Raw genomic sequence first — 17875 nt, 5'->3', positions numbered from 1 at the left:
CGAACGGAGCATCGCCGAACGAACACGTCCTCACGGGGCGTCGAACAGGCGGAGGCGATGGGCTGTGGCGGCGGCCTCGCCGCGGGTGGAGACGCCCAGCTTGGCCAAGATGTTGGAGACGTGCACGCTCACCGTCTTGATCGAGATGAACAGCGCCCCGGCGATCTCCCGGTTGCTCCGCCCGTTCGTCACCTCGCGCAGCACCTCCAGCTCCCGAGCCGTCAGCCCCAGCGGCTGCCCGTCCCCCACCTCCTCCGGCCCTCCGATCCTGGCGCGCCGCCCGAACGCGTCGAGCTGCTCCAGGAGCGGCGTGGCGCCGAGCCGTCCGGCGAGCTCCCGAGCCCGCGTCAGCCGCGTCGCGGCCTCCTGCCGGTCCCCGGCCGCCAGCGCCGCCTGCGCGGCGCCCACAAGACTCATGGCCTCCGCGTACGGCTGCCGCAGCGCCATCCACGCCCCCACCGCCAGATCCCAGGCCTTGACCTGCCACGCGCCCAGCTCGGCGGCGTCGTCGAGCGGCGGCTCCGGCCCGATCAGCGCGGTGAACGTGAGCCGGTGCGCCTGCTCCAGATCGCCCTCGGTCTCGACCTCCTGGCCCAGCGCGCGAAGCCGCGGCAGGAGCGACGCGCCGAGCTGCGCGAGCGCCCCGGGCTGCGGGGCCGGCCCCGCGGCGGGGCCGAGACGCAGGCCGGGCGGCACGACGGACGTCAGGAGCCGGGCGAAGGTCACCAGCACGGGCCAGTCGTAACGCGGGGTGGACACCAGGTCGCGCTCCTCCAGGGCGCGAGCCGCCGTCCGCACCGCCTCGTCCATCTCACCCCGCGCGTGTAACAGCCGCACTTCCCTGCACAGATGCGGCAGCACCGTCTGGTCCCGGTAAGTGCCGCGCGACAACACGTTCCGCGACGACCCCAGCAACTGCTCCGCCCGGTCGGGCTGCCCGCGCGCGAGCGCGATGTCCGTGGCGTATCCCTGCAGGCTGGCCCGGTAGGGCGCGGGCGGCGCGAGGTCGAGCGCGTGCTCGATCACCTGGAGCGCCTCGTCCCACCGCCCGAGCGACACCAGCGGCTCGGCCAGGTTGATCGCCAGGAACGTGCCCGACGTGCGGGCCAGCCCGTAGTGCCCGGCCTCCTGGACACCGTCGCGGGCGACCTGGGCGGCCCGCTCGTGCCGGCCCGCGCCCTCCAGCGCGTCGGACTCGGAGATGGCGCAGCGCATCAGCGCGTTGTACGCCTCCCCGTCCGCGGCGATGCGTCGCGCCTCGGCGAACGCGTCCAGCTGGGCCTCGATCTCGGAGAAGCCGAAGCGCGCCCAGGTCAGGCTGATCAGCGCGTGCGCCTCGACGTTGGCGTCGCCCACCTCGCGGCCGAGCTCCCTGGCCAGCTGGGCGGTGGCGATCTTCTCCGGCCAGTCCTCCGCCCCGTGGAGCATCCGCGACAGGCTCTCCAGCACCTGGCCGCGCAGCTTGCTGGGGTGGTCGGCGGGCACCAGCTCGGCGGCGCGGCGCAGGTCGTCGACGTAGCCGGCGCGGCCCAGGTCGTAGCGGGTCAGGCCGCGCTGGCGCAGCACGAGGGCGGTCCTGATCGGGTCGGCCTCGTGGTCCAGCTCGGCCAGGGCGGCGTTGGCCAGGGCGAGGCTGCGCTCGTATTCGCCGGCGAGGTGGGCGACCGTGGCGATCTGCTTGAGCACGTCGAGCCGGTCGCAGCCGATGCGCTCGGCGGCGTCGGGCACCTGGTCCCACCGCTCCAGCACCCTGGAGAGCATCCTGAGCTGCTCGTCGTAAGCGGTGGACTTGCGGGCCGCGGCGGCCGCATGCCAGGCGCTGACCAGCGCCCAGGTGGAGTCGTGGGCGGCGTGCCAGTGGTGGGCCAGCTCGATCGCGCCGCGTGGGGCGGGCAGGATCGACAGGTCCCGCTCCAGCGCCTCGGCGTAGCGGGTGTGCAGGCGGGTGTGCTCGCCGGGCAGCAGGTCGTCGTGGAGCGCCTCGCGGATGAGCGCGTGCCGGAAGCCGTAGCCCTCCCCGTCGACCACGAGCACGTTGCCCGCCACGGCGGGGCGCAGCGCCCGCGAGAGCGCGTTCTCGTCGAGTCCGGCGACGGCGGAGAGCAGGTCGTGCTCGATGCGCTGACCGCCCGCGCTGGCCACGCGCAGCAGCTCCTGCGTCTCCTCCGGCAGCCGCTCGACGCTGGCCAGCAGCAGGTCGCGCAGCGACTCGGGCAGCGCGTCGCCGCCGCCGGCCTCGCTGAGCAGCGCCTCCACGAACAGCGGGTTTCCCTCGCTGCGCGCGTAGATCAGATCCATGTCGACGGGGGACGGCTCCCTCTCCAGGATGCTGGCCGCCTGCGCGACGGCCTCCCTGCGGGTGAGCCTGCGCAGGTCGGCCCTGGCCACCCACTCCACCCGGCCGAGCTCGGCGAGCATCGGCCGCAGCGGGTGGGTGCGGTGCAGCTCGTCGGTGCGGTAGGTGACCACGATCAGCAGGCGGCCCGCGGTGCGCTGGTAGCGGACCAGGAAGGACAGCAGGTCGCGGGTGGACCGGTCGGCCCAGTGCGCGTCCTCCACCACCAGCAGGACGGGACGCTCCTCGGCCAGCCGCTCCAGCAGCCCGAGCACCAGCTCGAACAGCCGCGCCCTGGCCTCCGCGCCGTCCTTGCCCGGCTCGCCGAACTCGGGCAGCAGCCGCCCCAGCCCCCGCGTGGCGCCGCCGGGCACGAGCGCCGCGACCCCGTCGCGGCCCAGCTGCCGCACGAGGCCGCGCAGCACGGCCGTGAACGGCGCGAACGGCAGGCCCTCCGTGCCCAGCTCGAGACACCCGCCGACGAGCGCCAGGGCGTCGTCGGCCCGGTCGATGAACTCCCTGACCAGCCGCGTCTTGCCGACCCCGGCCTCGCCGCCGAGGAGCACGGTGGACGACACCCCGGAGCGAGCCCTGACCAGCGCGTCCCCGAGAACGGCGAGCTCGCGGGCGCGGCCGACGAACAGCGGGCTCACGGCGTGGATACTCACGTACGCAAGGATGCCATCAGGCCACGACAGAAACAGCCGCCCACCCGGCCGCTCCAGGACGACGAGGACGTCCGGGCGCCTCAGCCGTCCGGGCGCGGGACCTGCGTTCCTGCAGCGCGTTGCTGCGTCAGCGCAGGACCTTGCGGAAGAAGGTGGCCGACGCCTCGTATCCGAGCGCGTGGTAGAACTCGGGCGCCCGCCGCGTCGCCATGGCCACGTAACCGGCCTCGCGCGAGCGGGCCCACCGCTCGAATTCCTCCAGCAGCGCCCGCCCGATCCCCTGCCGCTGCAACCCGGTCTGGACCATGCCCTCCTCGACCCAGGCGACGGGCCCGTTCGCGAACAACGTCAGATGGACGAACCCCAGCAGGTAACCGTGGACGCGCCCGCCGATGACGGCCGCGAGCAGCAGGGCGTCGTCGTTCGCCAGCAGCTCGGGCAGGGCGGAGTCGAAGGCCTCGCGCTCGGGCCTGAACGTCAGGCCGAACTCGCGCGCCAGCGCGAACACCTCGTCCGCGTCCGCCTTCTCCGCCCTCCTGATCAGAAGATCGTCAGCCGTCATGACCAATGACACTAGATCGTGCCGTGTCGCTCACGCAAACACGGCGTCGCTCGTACGGATGAATCTCGCTCACAGGTCGCCCAGTCCGAGCTGGCGGGCGATGAGCATGCGCTGCACCTCGCTCGTGCCCTCCCCGATCTCCAGGATCTTGGCGTCGCGGTAGAAGCGGCCGACGGGGAACTCGTTCATGAAGCCATATCCGCCGAACACCTGCGTGGCGTCGCGCGAGTTGTCCATGGCCGCGTTGGAGGCGACCAGCTTGGCGATCGCGGCCTCCTTCTTGAACGGCAGCCCCGCCAGCATGCGCTCCGCCGCGTGGTAGTAGGCCAGGCGGGCGGTGTGCGCCCGCGCCTCCATGTCGGCGATCTTGAACTGGATGGCCTGGTAGTGGCCGATCGGGTGGCCGAACGCCCGCCTGTCCCTGACGTACTTGAGGCACTCGTCCACGCAGCCCTGGGCCAGTCCCACGCTGACGGCGGCGATCGCGATGCGGCCCTCGTCGAGCGTCTGGAGGAACTGCGCGTAGCCGCGGCCGCGCTCTCCGAGGAGGTTCGCGGCGGGGACGCGGCAGCCGGAGAAGGACAGCTCGCGGGTGTCAGAGGCGTTCCAGCCGACCTTGGAGTACTTCTTCGACACCGTGAACCCGGGCGTGCCGCTCGGCACGAGGATCGTGGAGATCTCCCGCTCTCCGGTGAGCGCGGCCACGCCGACGACGGCGGTGATGTCGGTGCCGGAGTTCGTGATGAACGCCTTTGTCCCGTTGATCACCCATTCGCCGCCGTCGAGCACGGCCGTGGTCCGCATGCCGCCCGGCACGTCGGTGCCACCGCCGGGCTCGGTCAGCCCGAAAGCGCCCAGTTCGGCGCCGGAGGTGAGCCTGGGGAGCCAGTGCTCGCGCTGCTCGCCGGTGCCGAACCGGTAGATCGGCATCGCGCCCAGCGACACCGCGGCCTCCAAGGTGATCGACACGCTGGAGTCGACGCGGGCCAGCTCTTCCAGCGCGAGGCAGAGGGCGAAGTAGTCGCCGCCCATGCCGCCGTACTCCTCGGGGAACGGCAGGCCGAACAGGCCCATCGCGCCCATCTGCCGCACGATGTCGTACGGGAACTGCTCGCGCTCGTAGTAGTCCCCGATCACGGGTGCCACCACGTCGCGGGCGAACGCCTCGACGGTTTTGCGCAGCTCTTCGTACTCGTCCTTGAGCATGTCAGCCTTTCGACAGCCTATTTCGACAGGGCCTGTACGACGCGGGATGGGCTGGGCCGGCCGAGCAGCTCCGCCAGCCACGTGCTGGTGGCCACGAGCTTGCCCAGGTCGAGCCCGGTCTCGATGCCGAGTCCGCGCAGCATCCAGACGAGGTCCTCGGTGGCGAGGTTGCCGGTGGCCGACTCGGCGTACGGGCAGCCGCCGATGCCGCCCGTGGAGGCGTCCACCGTGGTCACGCCCTCCCGCAGCGCGGCCAGGGTGTTGCCGAGCGCCTGGCCGTAGGTGTCGTGGAAGTGCACGGCGAGCCGCTCCGGCGTACGGAACGCCTTGATCAGGGCGGTCACGTGGCCTGGCGTGCCCACGCCGGTCGTGTCGCCGAGCGACAGCTCGTGACAGCCGAGCCCGAGCAGCCGCTCGCCGACCGTCACGACCTGCGAGATCGGCGTCGGCCCCTCCCAGGGGTCGCCGAAGCACATCGACACGTACGCCCGCACCCTCAGACCGTTGTCCAGCGCCCTGGCCACGACCGGCTCGAACATGTCGAACTGGCTCTCCAGGCTCCTGTTCAGGTTCTTGGCCGCGAACGTCTCGGTGGCGCTGGCGAAGACCGCGATCTCGTCCACGCCCCGGTCGAGCGCCCGGTCGAGGCCGCGCAGGTTCGGCACCAGCACCGGGTAGCGCACGCCCTGCTTCCGGTGCAGCCTGGCGAGCAGCTCGTCGGCGTCGGCCAGCTGCGGCACCCACGTCGGGTGCACGAAGCTGGTCGCCTCGATCACCTTGTGGCCCGCGTCGGCGAGCCGGTCGATGAACTCGGCCTTGACCTCGACGGGAACGACCGCGGACTCGTTCTGCAGCCCGTCGCGCGGGCCCACCTCGTAGATCGTGACCTGGTGCGGAAGTCCTTCCATGGGATGCGGCATCACGCCTCCTCGGTGGTGACCACGGCCAGGACGGCGTCCATGTCGACCGGCTGGCCGGCCTGCGCGGGGAGCTCGGACACCGTGCCGCCGACCGGGGCGGTGACCGTGTGCTCCATCTTCATGGCCTCCACGATGACCAGCGGCTGGCCCTCGCTCACCCGGTCGCCGACCTGCGCCTTGACGACCAGGACGGTGCCCGGCATGGGGCTCCTGACCACGCCGTCGCCGGCCGCCGCAGCGCCGGGGCGGTCGCCGGGGTCGCCGATGAGGTGGCGGGTGAAGGCCCAGGACCGGCCGTCCTTGCCGAGCCAGAGCGTGCCGTCGTGGCGTGCGTGGAGGTAGTGCTCGGTACGGCCGCCGATCGTGACGACCAGATCGGCGTCCGCAGCCCGGATACGTCCAGCGGACTTCTCACCATTTATCAGCACTTCAGCGGATTCTTCGGGCAGGCCGCGGACCTGGATCGCGTGCACGCCGTCCCTGGACTCCAGCCGCCACGTCGTCCACGCCGGCTCACCGACCCGCCACCCGTCGGTGACGTCCCAAGGGTCGTCGCCCTGCGGGATGGCGTGGAAGACCAGCGCCGCGGCCGCGAGCACCTCGTCCGGCACGTCCACGCCGGGGACCAGGCCGGGAAGCACTCGTTCGACCAGGCCGGTGTCCAGCTCGCCCGCCAGGACGGCCGGGTGGGCGGCGAGGGCACGCAGGAACGAGACGTTGGTGACCACGCCCAAAACGGCCGTGCCGGCGAGGGCCCGGTCGAGCACCCTGAATGCCGACGCCCTGTCCGGCGCCCAGGCGACGACCTTGGACAGCATCGGGTCGAACTCACTCCCTACGACCCCGCCCTCGACCAGCCCGGAGTCAACGCGGACGCCCGCACGCCCGCCCGGGACCGTCGCCCCGCCCGATGTCGCCCCGCCCATGGCCGCCGTGCGCGCTCCCGGTCCCGTGTCGCCGGGTTCGCGGAGGGCGAGCACGCGGCCGCCCGTGGGGAGGAAGCCGCGTGCCGGGTCCTCGGCGTAGACGCGGGCCTCGACGGCGTGGCCGTGCAGCCGCACGTCCTCCTGCCCGAACGGCAGCCGCTCCCCCGCCGCCACCCGCAACTGCAGCTCCACCAGGTCCAGCCCGGTCACCAGCTCCGTGACCGGGTGCTCGACCTGCAGGCGCGTGTTCATCTCCATGAAGTGGTAGGCCCCGGTGGTGCCGTCCACGATGAACTCGACCGTGCCCGCGCTCACGTACCCCACCGCACGGGCGGCCTCGACCGCCGCCGCCCCCATGCGGGCGCGCGTCTCCGGGGTCACGAAGGGCGACGGCGCCTCCTCGATGATCTTCTGGTGCCTGCGCTGCAGGCTGCACTCGCGCTCGCCCAGGTGGACGACGTTCCCGTGGGTGTCGGCCAGGACCTGGATCTCGATGTGGCGGGGGCTCTCGACGTAGCGCTCGATCAGCAGCGTGCCGTCCCCGAACGCCGCCCGCGCCGTACGCCGCGCCGACTCCAGCGCGTCGGGCAGCTCGGCGGCCGACCGTACCAGCACCATGCCCTTGCCCCCGCCGCCGGCGGACGGCTTGATCAGCGCGGGGAAGTCGCGCCAGCGCTCCAGCGCGTCCCCCGGCTCGGCACCCCCCGGCACCACCGGCACCCCGGCGGCGGACACGGCGGCCTTGGCGCGGATCTTGTCACCCATCGCGTCGATGGCCGCGGCGGGCGGGCCGACGAAGACCAGCCCCGCCGCGGCGCACCGCCGCGCGAACTCGCCGTTCTCAGCGAGGAACCCATATCCGGGATGTACGGCCTGCGCGCCCGAATCCCGAGCCGCCACCACAATCGCCTCAATATCGAGATATTTCGGCACCTGGAGGGCAATGTCGGCCTCGCGCACATGCCGGGCGCCCGCGTCGGACGGCGTGTGAACGGCCACCGACGTGATGCCGAGCCCCCGCAGCGTGCGGATGATCCGTACGGCGATCTCGCCCCTGTTGGCGATCAGAACACGGTCGAACCCCTGCGGGGGGCAAGCCCCCCGCATACCCCCCAAAGGCTCCGTGCTTCGCGCGTTCTTCTTTGCTTCGCTCACGCTTCGGTCACATCCGGAAGACGCCGTAGCCGGCGGGCTCGAGCGGGGCGTTGGCCGCCGCGGACAGTGCCAGGCCGAGGACGGTGCGGGTGTCGAGCGGGTCGATCACGCCGTCGTCCCAGAGCCTGGCCGTGGAGTAGTACGGGTTTCCCTGGTGCTCGTACTGCGCCCTGATCGCGTCGGCGTCGGCGCTGCCGACGGTCGTGAGGACGTTCGCAGCCTGCTCGCCGCCCATGACCGAGATGCGGGCGTTCGGCCACATCCATAGGAACCTGGGCGAGTACGCCCGCCCGGCCATCGCGTAGTTCCCGGCCCCGAACGACCCCCCGATCACGACGGTGAACTTGGGCACCCGCGCGCACGAGACGGCGGTGACCATCTTGGCGCCGTGTTTGGCGATGCCACCCGCCTCATAGGCCTTGCCGACCATGAAGCCGCTGATGTTCTGCAGGAACACCAGGGGGATCCGGCGCTGGTCGCACAGCTCGATGAAGTGGGCGCCCTTCATCGCGGACTCGCTGAACAGGATGCCGTTGTTGGCCACGATCCCCACCGGGTGGCCGTGCAGGTGGGCGAAGCCGGTGACGAGCGTCGAGCCGTACTCGGCCTTGAACTCCAGGAAGCGCGACCCGTCCACGATCCTGGCGATGACCTCGTGCACGTCGTACGGCTGCCGGGTGTCGGCGGGCACGATCCCGTACAGGTCGCGGGGGTCGTGCCGGGGCGGCTCCGGCTTGATCGTCTCCCACGGCCGCTCGGCGCGCGGCGCGAGCGTGGAGACGATGTCGCGGACGATGGCCAGCGCGTGCGCGTCGTCCTCGGCCAGGTGGTCGGTGACGCCGCTGACCCGCGCATGCAGGTCGCCGCCGCCCAGCTCCTCGGCCGTGACCTCCTCGCCGGTAGCCGCCTTCACCAGAGGCGGCCCGCCCAGGAAGATCGTGCCCTGACCGCGGACGATGACGGCCTGATCGCTCATCGCGGGCACGTACGCGCCGCCGGCGGTGCAGGAGCCGAGCACGGCGGCGATCTGGGGGATGCCGCGGGCGGACATCGTGGCCTGGTTGTAGAAGATCCGGCCGAAGTGCTCGCGGTCCGGGAACACCTCGTCCTGCCTGGGCAGGAACGCTCCACCGGAGTCCACGAGATAGACGCAGGGCAGGCGGTTGTGCAGCGCCACCTCCTGCGCCCGCAGGTGCTTCTTGACGGTGATCGGGTAGTACGTGCCGCCCTTGACGGTGGCGTCGTTGGCGACGATCACGCACTCGCGGCCCGAGACCCGGCCCACCCCGGTGATCATCCCGGCGGCGGGCGCCTGGTCGTCGTAGAGGCCGTTCGCGGCCAGCGGTGACAACTCCAGGAAGCGGGAGCCCGGGTCGAGCAGGCCGTCGACGCGGTCGCGCGGCAGCATCTTGCCCCGTTCGACATGCCTCTGCCGCGACCGCCCGGGACCGCCGAGCGCGGTGACGGCGAGGTGTTCGAGCAGTTCGGCGGCGAGCCGCTCGTTGAGCTCGGCGTTGCGTTTGCCCGCCTCGCTCCCCGGGTCGGCGACCGACTTCAGCACCGGCCAGTCGCTGCTCATGAATCCCCTCTCATGGCACGGATGTTAGTCATCATTAACGTAGTCGTCTAGCATGTGAGACGTGACCACCGTCTCCACACCTACCCGCAATCGGCGCAACAGGCGTGCGGAAATCCTGGAGGCGGCCGCCCGGCTGTTCGCGGCGCGCGGCTTCCACGGCGTCTCCATCGAGGACATCGGCGGCGCGGTGGGCGTCTCCGGGCCGGCGCTCTACCGGCACTTCACCGGCAAGGAGGCGCTGCTCTCCGAGATGCTGCTGGACATCAGCTCGCGGCTGCGCGAGTCGGCCGTCGCCGCCGCCACCACGTCATCGGACCCGAGGGAGATCCTCGACGCGCTGCTCAACGTGCAGATCACGTTCGCCATCGAGCAGCCGGCGCTGATCACGGTGCACGACCGGGAGCTGGGCAACGTGCCGGAACCCGAGCGGCGGCAGATCAGGCGGCTGCAGCGGCTCTACGTCGAGGAGTGGGTGACCGTGCTGGCCGAGCTGCATCCCGCGTGCCCGGCCGCCCGCCTGCGCGCCGCCACGCACGCCGTCTTCGGCCTGCTCAACTCCACCCCGCACAGCGCCGGCGAGCTGCCGGGGCGGGACATGCGGCCGCTGCTGCGCGCGATGGCCAGGGCCGCGATCGACGCCGCCGTTAACGCTCGCTAACAGTACGGCCTATGCCCGAATTGGTCTTGCTGTCTCAACTATCTAGATATATCGTCAAAGTATCTCGATAGTTGGAGGCTGTCATGCAAGATCCTGATTTCTGGGACACAGCGCCGCCCCCTCCCCCGCGCCCGTTCCCTCCGGGCCCTCCAGGCGCTCCAGGCTTCTCCGCCAAGTTCGCCCCGGCGCCGCCGTTCGGGCCACCACCGCCGGGACCGGAGTTCGGGGCCGGGACGCACTGGGAGACGCCCTCGCCGCGCGTGCGCCGCGGCGATGTCAGGGCGGCCCTGCTGGCCCTCCTCCACGAAGGGCCGCAGAACGGCTACCAGATGATCCAGGGCATCGAGGAGCGCAGCCGCGGCGTGTGGCGGCCCAGCCCGGGCTCGGTCTACCCGGCGCTCCAGCAGCTCGAGGACGAGGGCCTGGTGACGGCCGACGAGTCGGGCGGCAGCCGTACGTACAGCCTGACCGAGCAGGGCCGTGAGCAGGCCGCCAGGCACGCCGACGAGGCGCCGTGGGAGGAGGTCGCCCGCACGGTCCCGATGGACTACCACGAGCTGCGCCTGCTGTGGGCCCAGCTCAACGAGGCCTTCTCCCATCTCGTGCGCTCGGCCAACGAGCGGCAGGTCGAGGAGGCCAAGAAGCTGATCAAGCAAACTCGCAAATCCGTTTTCCAGATCCTGGCGGAGGACTGAATGACCGAAGACGCGGCCGTCGCCGTACGCGGCCTGCGGAAGACGTACGGCAAGGTCGAGGCCGTCAAGGGCGTCGACTTCGAGGTGCGGCCCGGTGAGGTGTTCGGCTTCCTCGGGCCGAACGGCGCCGGCAAGACCACCACCATCAGCATGCTCTGCACTTTGGTCAACCCCACGGGTGGCAGCGCCACCGTGGCCGGGCACGACGTGGTGCGCGAGCGCGACGAGGTACGCAGGAACATCGGCCTCGTCTTCCAGGACCCCACACTCGACGGCTACCTGAGCGCCGAGCAGAACCTGCGCTTCCACGCCGAGCTGTACGGCGTGCCGAAGAACGTCGTCGCCGACCGGATCCGCCAGGTGATGGAGATGGTCGCGCTGTGGGACCGCAAGGACGCCAAGGTCATGACGTTCTCGGGCGGCATGAAGCGGCGGCTGGAGATCGCCCGCGGCCTGCTGCACTCGCCGCGGGTGCTGTTCCTCGACGAGCCGACGGTCGGGCTCGACCCGCAGACCCGCTCGGCCATCTGGGGGTACATCAACCAGCTGCGGCTCATGGAGGACATCACCATCTTCATGACCACGCACTACATGGACGAGGCCGAATACTGCGACAGGATCGCCATCATCGATCATGGCGAGGTCGTGGTCATCGACTCGCCCGAGGCGCTGAAGGCCAGCGTCGGCAAGGATCGCGTGCAGATCCACACCAATGACGACGCCAAGGCGATCGAGGCGCTGCGGGAGCGGTTCGGGCTGGAGGCGGCCGTCCACGAAGGAGCGGTGACGTTCGCGGTGGCGTCCGGCGAGGAGTTCGTGCCCAGGCTGTTCGGCGAGCTCGGCATGCCCATCAAGGCCGTGAGCGTGTCACGGCCGTCGCTGGACGACGTCTTCATGTCGTACACCGGCTCCACGATCCGCGACGCCGAGGCCGGGGACGGCAACATGGCGTTCATGAGAGCGATGGCGAGGCGATGAGCGATGGCTGCTGAGTCTGCTGAGGCGATCGGCGTCCGGGTGCCCGCGCGTGGCGCCGGGCACGACCTGCGGGCGATCAAGATAGTGCTCCACCGGGAGATCCTGCGCTTCGTCAACGACCGCACCCGCATGCTGTCCATGCTGGTGCAGCCCGTGCTGTGGCTGTTCGTCATGGGCACGGGCCTGGGGTCGCTGGTGCAGGGCTCGATTCCCGGGATCGACTTCCGCACGTTCATGTATCCCGGCATGATCTCCATGACCGTGATCATGACGGGCATGTTCTCGGCCGGGTCCATCGTGTGGGACCGCGAATTCGGCTTCCTGCGGGAGATGCTGGTCGCGCCCGTCTCACGCGGGGCGATCGTGGTCGGCAAGTGCCTGGGCGGCGCCCTCGTGGCCACCGCGCAGGGCATCATCATCCTCGCCATGGCGGGGCTGGTGGGGGTGCCCTACTCGGCCGGGCTGATGGTCACGCTGCTGGCGGAGATGTTCCTGGCCGCCTTCACGATCACGGCCTTCGGGGTGATGCTGGCGGCGCGGATGAAGAACATGCAGACGTTCTTCGGGCTGATGCAGATGGCGATCATGCCGATGATGTTCCTGTCGGGGGCGATGTTCCCGCTGGCCAACCTGCCCTCGTGGCTGCACGTGCTGACCGTGGTCAATCCGATGACGTACGCGGTGGATCCGATGCGGCAGGCGGTGTTCGCCCATCTGGACGTGCCGCCGCAGGTGAACGCGATGCTCAATCCCGGGGTCCAGTGGTTCGACTTCCAGGTGCCGGTGCTGATGGAGCTGGGGGTCGTGGCTGCGCTCGGGGCGCTGCTGCTGGGAGTGGGGATCGCGGAGTTCCGGCGGGCGGAATAGGACTGACTTTCGCATCAGGCTGCGATCGATCTTGTACGGAGGGTAGCTTTCCGGATGTGCCGCGCGGCCCCCTTCCTCCCCCGCCCGAAAGGAGCGCACCCGATGTTCGACCTTCGAGCCAAGTGTCGTGACCTGGAAGTCCGTGTCGTGGCGCTAGAGCAGGCTACTTTTCGTGGCGTGCCCGGCAACAGCATCGCCGAACGCTTCGACGAACTCCACAATCGTGTGGACCTCGTCGGGCAGAACCTCCACAACAAGATCGACGAGCTCGCGACGCAGATGCAGGCCGGCTTCACCTACGTCGATCAGCGGTTCGGCGACATGGATCGGCAGTTCCGCGACGTGAATCAGCGGTTCGATGCCGTTGACGAACGGTTCGATGCCGTGGACGAACGGTTCGATGCCGTGGACCAACGGTTCAAGGCCGTGGACCAACGGTTCAAGGCCGTGGACGAACGGTTCAATGCCGTGGACCAACGGTTCAATGGCGTGGATAGCGAGATCGCCGACATCAAATCCATCCTTGTCCGCATCGAAGGCAAGCTGACCGACCGGCAAGCCAACTAAAGCCCGGACAAGGATGAGGCCCGGGCGGTGTTCCCCCGGGCCTCATCTCATTTCACGGCGTTCAGCGCTTCACGCGGACATAGTCCTTGCGGCTGGTGTCGCCGTAGGTGTCCTCGTCACCGCCATACACGAACCTCCAGTGCCCGGAGTTCCAGGCCTTGACCTTGGTGTAAAGCCGCCCGCTGTCGCTGGACCAGAACGACTTCACGTACTGCCACTTCTTCGACCCGAGCGGCTTGAAGAACAGCGCCACCTTGCCCGAGTAGCCCTCCCAGGACCCCTCGTCGTCGACCTGCAGCTTGCCCTTGAACTTCAGGTACCTGCCGCGCTTGATCGGCTCAGGGTAGGCGTTGAACTTGATCAGCCGCGTGTCCGCCTTCTCCACCTCGGGCGGCGGGGCGGGCTGGTTGACCTTGACCCAGTCGGCGTCGCTGACCGAGCCGTTGACGCCGCGCGCGCCCGCGTACTGGGCGCGCCACCAGCCGGAGGTGACGGCCGTGGCGGAGGCCCAGAAGCGGCCATGGCGACCGGTCACGTCGCTGGTGACGTACTCCCACTTGTGCGAGCCGTCGGCCTTGAAGAAGATGCCGACCCGCTCGCCGGCCACGCCGTCGCGGCCCTCGACCCGCAGGGCGCCGGTGAAGGAGAGCGTGTCGCCCTTATCCACGGGCTCGGGCCGGGCGTCGAAGCCGACGATCTTGCTGTCGAGGTTGCGGCGCTTGACGTCGACCCGGTCGCTGTCGCTGACGGAGCCCTTGGCGGCGGCCGTGGCCGCGAACTCCGCCCGCCAGTAGCCGGTGGCGTCGGCCCGCACCGTGGCGCCGAACCAGCCGCCGCTGCCGGTCGTCACCTTGGTGACCTCGCGGTAGGCGTCGGTGCCGCGCTCGCGGAACGTGATCGCCACGGTCTGCCCGGCGTACCCCTTGCCGTCGGCGAGGAGGCGGCCGGAGACCTTGATCAGGTCGCCCTTGTCGACCAGGCCGGGACGGGCCGCGAAGTCGACGATCTTGGTGTCGAGCTGCTTCTTGACGACGACCTCGAAGCCACCGGTGTCGGACGCCTCGGCGCCGCCCGTGCCGGTGGCGGTGGCGAGCCAGCTCCACGTGCCGGCGGGCGAGGCCTCGAACTTCTTGGTGCCGGTCCACTTGGTCCACACGTTGCCTGACGTCTTCGTCAGGTCGATGGATGAGTAGACACCCAGCGGGGGCTTGAGCTGGAACTTCGCCGTGTCCGCGTTCTTCGTGTAGAAGGTGAACGTGGCCGTGACGGGCCCGCCGGTCACGTCGATCGGAGGGCTGGGACTGATGCTGACTGGACTGATGTCGGGTGTCGGTGGTGCCGCCGTCGCAGCAGACGGTGTCAGGGCTACCAGAGCCCCCGCGCCGAGCATGACGGCGAGGGCGGCGACACGAATGCGTTGTAACATGCGGGTTCCTTTCTGGAGACCCCATTGGTCCAACGCGGCATTGAGGGTGCCACGTGTGTCACTTCAGTAGACGTGCACATGGGCGCAAAGGTTCTGGATTCTGACAAACGGTAATAGGGCGGTGTCAATGGGACCGGTCCACAACATGTCACCGGCGTCCAGCAGACGGCAGCGCCGATCAAAGACATAATCGATGGTGTGGCGCGCGACACAGTTGAGACTCATTTCACCCAGGCGGTTGCGGCGCTGAAGGCGGGCCCGGCGCGAGATCCCGGCCGGCCGGTCCGAGAGGGCACGGCGCTGACCGGAGAGCAGTGCAGGACGCTCTTCCAGCGCCAGCTCGACAGCCGGCTGCTCGACATCGCCGCCCGCTGGCTGCGCGAGCAGGACGAGGGCTTCTACACGATCGGCTCCGCCGGCCACGAGGGCAACGCGGCCGTCGCCGCGGCCCTGCGGCCCGGCGACCCCGCGCTGCTCCACTACCGTTCGGGCGCGTTCTATCTGACCAGATCGGAGCAGGCCGGGCGACTGCCCGAGCAGGGCATCAGGGACGTGCTGATGGGCCTGACCGCGGCGGCCGAGGAGCCGATCGCGGGGGGCAGGCACAAGGTGTTCGGCCACCCGGACCTGGCCGTCATCCCGCAGACCTCGACGATCGCCAGCCACCTGCCCAGGGCGGTGGGCGTGGCGTTCTCCATCGAGCGGGCCAAGGCGCTCGGCAAACGTTCGAGGTGGGAGCAGGAGGACGCGATCGCGGTGTGCAGCTTCGGCGACGCCTCGATCAACCACGCGAGCGCGCTGTCCGGCTTCAACACCGCCTCCTACGCCACTTACCAGGGTCAGCCGCTGCCGATCCTGTTCGTGTGCGAGGACAACGGCATCGGCATCAGCGTCCGCACGCCCAAGGGGTGGGTGGAGGCGGCCGCGCGGCGTCCCGGCATCGAATACTTCGCCGCCGACGGCTGCGACCTGGCCGACGCGTACGACGTCGCCCTGCGCGCCGTCCAGCACGTTCGCGCCAACCGCTCCCCTGCCTTCCTGCACCTGTCGGCCGTGCGGCTGATGGGGCACGCCGGGTCCGACGTCGAGGTGGCGTACCGCACCCAGCGCGAGATCAGGGCCGACCTCGAGCGCGACCCGCTGGTCCGTACGGCGGCGCTGCTGGTCGAGGCCGGGCTGGAGACGCCGGAGGAGCTGCTCAAGACATACGAGTCCACGCGCGAGCACGTGCTGCGGATCGCGCTGGAGACCACGCGCAGCCCGCGGCTCGGCTCCGCCAAGGAGGTCATGGAGCCGATCGCGCCGCGCCTGCCCGAGCTGATCGCCAAGATCAGCCCGATGGCGGCGTCCGGCGCGGCCAGGGAGAAGGCGTTCGCCGGGTCGCTGCCGGAGAACGACAAGCCGATGACGCTCTCGCTGGCGATCAACCGTACGCTGGCCGACGCGCTGACCGTCTACCCGGAGATGACGGTGTTCGGTGAGGACGTCGCCAAGAAGGGCGGCGTCTACGGGGTCACCAGGGGGCTGCAGAAGCGGTTCGGCCCGGGGCGGGTGTTCGACACGCTGCTGGACGAGCAGACCATCCTGGGGCTGGCGCTCGGCTCCGGCGTGTCGGGGCTGCTGCCGGTGCCGGAGATCCAATACCTGGCCTACCTGCACAACGCGCTCGACCAGATCCGGGGCGAGGCGGCCACCCTGTCGTTCTTCTCCCGCCACGCCTACCGCAACCCGATGGTGGTGCGGGTGGCCGGATACGCGTACCAGAAGGGGTTCGGGGGGCACTTCCACAACGACAACGCGGTGGCCGCGCTGCGCGACATCCCGGGGCTGGTCATCGCCTCGCCCGCGCGGCCCGATGACGCCTCCGCCATGTTGCGTACATGCCTGGCGGCGGCCCAGACCTGCGGGTCGGTGTGCGTGTTCCTGGAGCCGATCGCGCTCTACCACACGCGTGACCTGTTCGACGACGGCGACGGGGGCTGGCTGGCACCTTACGCGCCGCCCTCGCGCTGGGCGGAGACGCACGTGCCCATCGGCCGGGCGCGCTCCTACGGCGACGGGCGCGACCTGACGATCGTGACGTTCGGCAACGGGCTGCGGATGAGCCTGCGGGCCGCCGTGCGGCTGACCCAGGAGGGCTATGGCTGCCGCGTCCTCGACCTGCGCTGGCTGGCGCCGTTGCCGGTCGACGACCTGCTGCGGGCGGCCGAGCTGACGGGCAAGGTGCTGATCGCCGACGAGACCCGGCACAGCGGCGGCGTCTCCGAGGGCATCATCGCCGAGCTGACCGACGCCGGATACACCGGGTCGGTGGCCCGGGTGACCTCATCCGACAGTTTCATCCCCCTGGGCGCGGCGGCCGATCACGTGCTGCTGTCCGAGGCGGAGATCGAGCAGGCGGCGCGCAAGCTTCTGGGCTGAGCCCGGATCACCGGCGGGCCACGGCTTACCGGCGGGCCACGGCGCCTCTGATGCAGGCCGGTTTCGACCAGGCGACCGTGGAGCTCTCCGAGATGCGCAGCGGCACGCCCACCAGGAAGCAGTAGCCGGTTTTCGGGTTCAGGCCGGCGACACGGGTGGAGGTGGTTCCCTGGGCGAGGGCGGTGATGTTGTGCTCGCCCTTGGCGACCGGGGAACGCTGCAGGACCACCGGGTAGCGACGGGCGTTCGCGGGGAGCGCCCAGCGCAGCTCCACCAGGGCGCCCTGGTCGGCGGTGACCTTGACGTTGCGGGGTGCCAGGGCGGCTATGTCCCGCTCGCCGATGGGGGTGGTGGTGTCCTGGGGTTGTTGTGCTGGATTCGTCTGCTGCTGGGTGGCGGTGCTCTTGGGGGTTGAGGTCTGCCCGAGCGACAGGTATACGGCCGCCACCGTGCCACCGATGGCCACGGCCACGGCCGTGCCGCCGATCACGAGCAGCCGCGCCGCCCCGGATGCCGCTGGAGGATCGGACGGGGACCGGCTGGGAGTCGCGGCGGTGGGGGTGGAGTGACCTGGAGGAACCGTCGCCGCCGATCGCCCCGGAGCCGCTGCTCCCTTCGTCCCGCCCTGGCCCGCGGCCGGCGCGCCGGGCTGTGCTTCCGGGGCGAAGGGCGAGTGGTGGCCGGCGGCCGGCATGGCGCTGCCCGCAGACCGCATGGCACTGGCCGCGGACGGCACGGCACTGCCCGTGGACGGCTCCCAGCGGTCTGCGGGCGGGAGATGGTTGCCGGTGGATGGGAGGTGGTGGCCCGTGACGGGCAGGTGGACGTCCGCCGTCGGCGCCCCCACCCCGTCCCCGGCCCGTGGGTGCCGGTCGGTGGGATGGACGGGGCGGCGGGGTCCGGGCGTGGCCG

General features: G+C 70.7%; 13 protein-coding genes and 1 pseudogene. 6 read left to right on the top strand and 8 right to left on the bottom strand.

All coding sequences use genetic code 11. The features are described from left to right. Positions 1–30: 30 nt before the first annotated feature. The 6 genes from EJK15_RS76685 to EJK15_RS46610 all read right to left on the bottom strand — a co-directional run bounded on the left by EJK15_RS76685 (position 31) and on the right by EJK15_RS46610 (position 9351). Positions 31–3003: a helix-turn-helix transcriptional regulator gene (locus EJK15_RS76685; protein ID WP_138716903.1), complete on the bottom strand. Its 2973-nt coding sequence runs from the start codon at positions 3001–3003 to the stop codon at positions 31–33. 127 nt (positions 3004–3130) lie between these two features. Then, positions 3131–3565, bottom strand: coding sequence for a GNAT family N-acetyltransferase (locus EJK15_RS46630; RefSeq protein WP_138716902.1), 435 nt, complete (start codon positions 3563–3565; stop codon positions 3131–3133). 69 nt (positions 3566–3634) lie between these two features. Next, positions 3635–4771, bottom strand: coding sequence for an acyl-CoA dehydrogenase family protein (locus EJK15_RS46625; protein ID WP_138716901.1), 1137 nt, complete (start codon positions 4769–4771; stop codon positions 3635–3637). Positions 4772–4788: 17 nt separating this feature from the next. Then, a complete protein-coding gene (locus EJK15_RS46620) occupies positions 4789–5691 on the bottom strand; it encodes a hydroxymethylglutaryl-CoA lyase (protein WP_138716900.1) in 903 nt (300 codons plus the stop codon). Next, on the bottom strand, positions 5691–7724 hold the full coding sequence (locus tag EJK15_RS46615) for an acetyl/propionyl/methylcrotonyl-CoA carboxylase subunit alpha (protein WP_138716899.1): 2034 nt from the start codon (positions 7722–7724) through the stop codon (positions 5691–5693). The genes EJK15_RS46620 and EJK15_RS46615 overlap by 1 nt, the downstream gene beginning before the upstream one ends. A gap of 55 nt (positions 7725–7779) precedes the next feature. Further along, complete coding sequence (locus EJK15_RS46610) at positions 7780–9351, bottom strand: carboxyl transferase domain-containing protein (RefSeq protein WP_138716898.1); 1572 nt, start codon at positions 9349–9351, stop codon at positions 7780–7782. A gap of 61 nt (positions 9352–9412) precedes the next feature. On the opposite strand from EJK15_RS46610, the gene EJK15_RS46605 reads away from it, so the two are divergent. The 5 genes from EJK15_RS46605 (at position 9413) to EJK15_RS46585 (ending at position 13116) form a co-directional block, all read left to right on the top strand. Then, a complete protein-coding gene (locus EJK15_RS46605; protein WP_138716897.1) occupies positions 9413–10009 on the top strand; it encodes an SACE_7040 family transcriptional regulator in 597 nt (198 codons plus the stop codon). 83 nt (positions 10010–10092) lie between these two features. After that, positions 10093–10704: a PadR family transcriptional regulator gene (locus EJK15_RS46600; RefSeq protein WP_138716896.1), complete on the top strand. Its 612-nt coding sequence runs from the start codon at positions 10093–10095 to the stop codon at positions 10702–10704. Continuing rightward, entirely contained in the window at positions 10705–11682 is a 978-nt protein-coding gene (locus EJK15_RS46595) for an ATP-binding cassette domain-containing protein (RefSeq protein ID WP_138716895.1), read from the top strand. It abuts the gene before it with no gap. Between the two features lie 3 nt (positions 11683–11685). Beyond that, a complete protein-coding gene (locus EJK15_RS46590) occupies positions 11686–12549 on the top strand; it encodes an ABC transporter permease (protein WP_138716894.1) in 864 nt (287 codons plus the stop codon). Between the two features lie 102 nt (positions 12550–12651). Continuing rightward, on the top strand, positions 12652–13116 hold the full coding sequence (locus EJK15_RS46585; protein ID WP_138716893.1) for a hypothetical protein: 465 nt from the start codon (positions 12652–12654) through the stop codon (positions 13114–13116). 61 nt (positions 13117–13177) lie between these two features. Here EJK15_RS46585 and EJK15_RS46580 read toward each other — a convergent pair whose 3' ends face one another. Further along, positions 13178–14542 carry a DUF4198 domain-containing protein gene (locus tag EJK15_RS46580; RefSeq protein WP_138716892.1) on the bottom strand — a complete coding sequence of 455 codons (1365 nt, stop codon included), beginning with the start codon at positions 14540–14542 and terminating at the stop codon, positions 13178–13180. A 198-nt stretch (positions 14543–14740) separates the two neighbouring features. Between EJK15_RS46580 and EJK15_RS46575 the strand changes: the two genes are divergently transcribed. Continuing rightward, a complete protein-coding gene (locus EJK15_RS46575) occupies positions 14741–16963 on the top strand; it encodes a thiamine pyrophosphate-dependent enzyme (RefSeq protein ID WP_138716891.1) in 2223 nt (740 codons plus the stop codon). 25 nt (positions 16964–16988) lie between these two features. Here EJK15_RS46575 and EJK15_RS71465 read toward each other — a convergent pair. Then, positions 16989–17875: pseudogene (locus tag EJK15_RS71465) on the bottom strand (hypothetical protein); the annotation flags it as partial.

This window comes from Nonomuraea basaltis (genome assembly GCF_005893125.1).
Lineage (GTDB): Bacteria > Actinomycetota > Actinomycetes > Streptosporangiales > Streptosporangiaceae > Nonomuraea > Nonomuraea basaltis.
This window is presented reverse-complemented; position numbering and strand designations above follow the sequence as displayed.

Bases quoted from the DNA above. Each gene is read 5' to 3' on its own strand.
- EJK15_RS46620 (WP_138716900.1), bottom strand. From the start codon at position 5,691: ATGCCGCATCCCATGGAAGGACTTCCGCACCAGGTCACGATCTACGAG.
- EJK15_RS46625 (WP_138716901.1), bottom strand. From the start codon at position 4,771: ATGCTCAAGGACGAGTACGAAGAGCTGCGCAAAACCGTCGAGGCGTTC.
- EJK15_RS46590 (WP_138716894.1), top strand. From the start codon at position 11,686: ATGGCTGCTGAGTCTGCTGAGGCGATCGGCGTCCGGGTGCCCGCGCGT.
- EJK15_RS46615 (WP_138716899.1), bottom strand. From the start codon at position 7,724: ATGCGGGGGGCTTGCCCCCCGCAGGGGTTCGACCGTGTTCTGATCGCC.
- EJK15_RS46585 (WP_138716893.1), top strand. From the start codon at position 12,652: ATGTTCGACCTTCGAGCCAAGTGTCGTGACCTGGAAGTCCGTGTCGTG.
- EJK15_RS46630 (WP_138716902.1), bottom strand. From the start codon at position 3,565: ATGACGGCTGACGATCTTCTGATCAGGAGGGCGGAGAAGGCGGACGCG.
- EJK15_RS46580 (WP_138716892.1), bottom strand. From the start codon at position 14,542: ATGTTACAACGCATTCGTGTCGCCGCCCTCGCCGTCATGCTCGGCGCG.
- EJK15_RS46595 (WP_138716895.1), top strand. From the start codon at position 10,705: ATGACCGAAGACGCGGCCGTCGCCGTACGCGGCCTGCGGAAGACGTAC.
- EJK15_RS46610 (WP_138716898.1), bottom strand. From the start codon at position 9,351: ATGAGCAGCGACTGGCCGGTGCTGAAGTCGGTCGCCGACCCGGGGAGC.
- EJK15_RS46600 (WP_138716896.1), top strand. From the start codon at position 10,093: ATGCAAGATCCTGATTTCTGGGACACAGCGCCGCCCCCTCCCCCGCGC.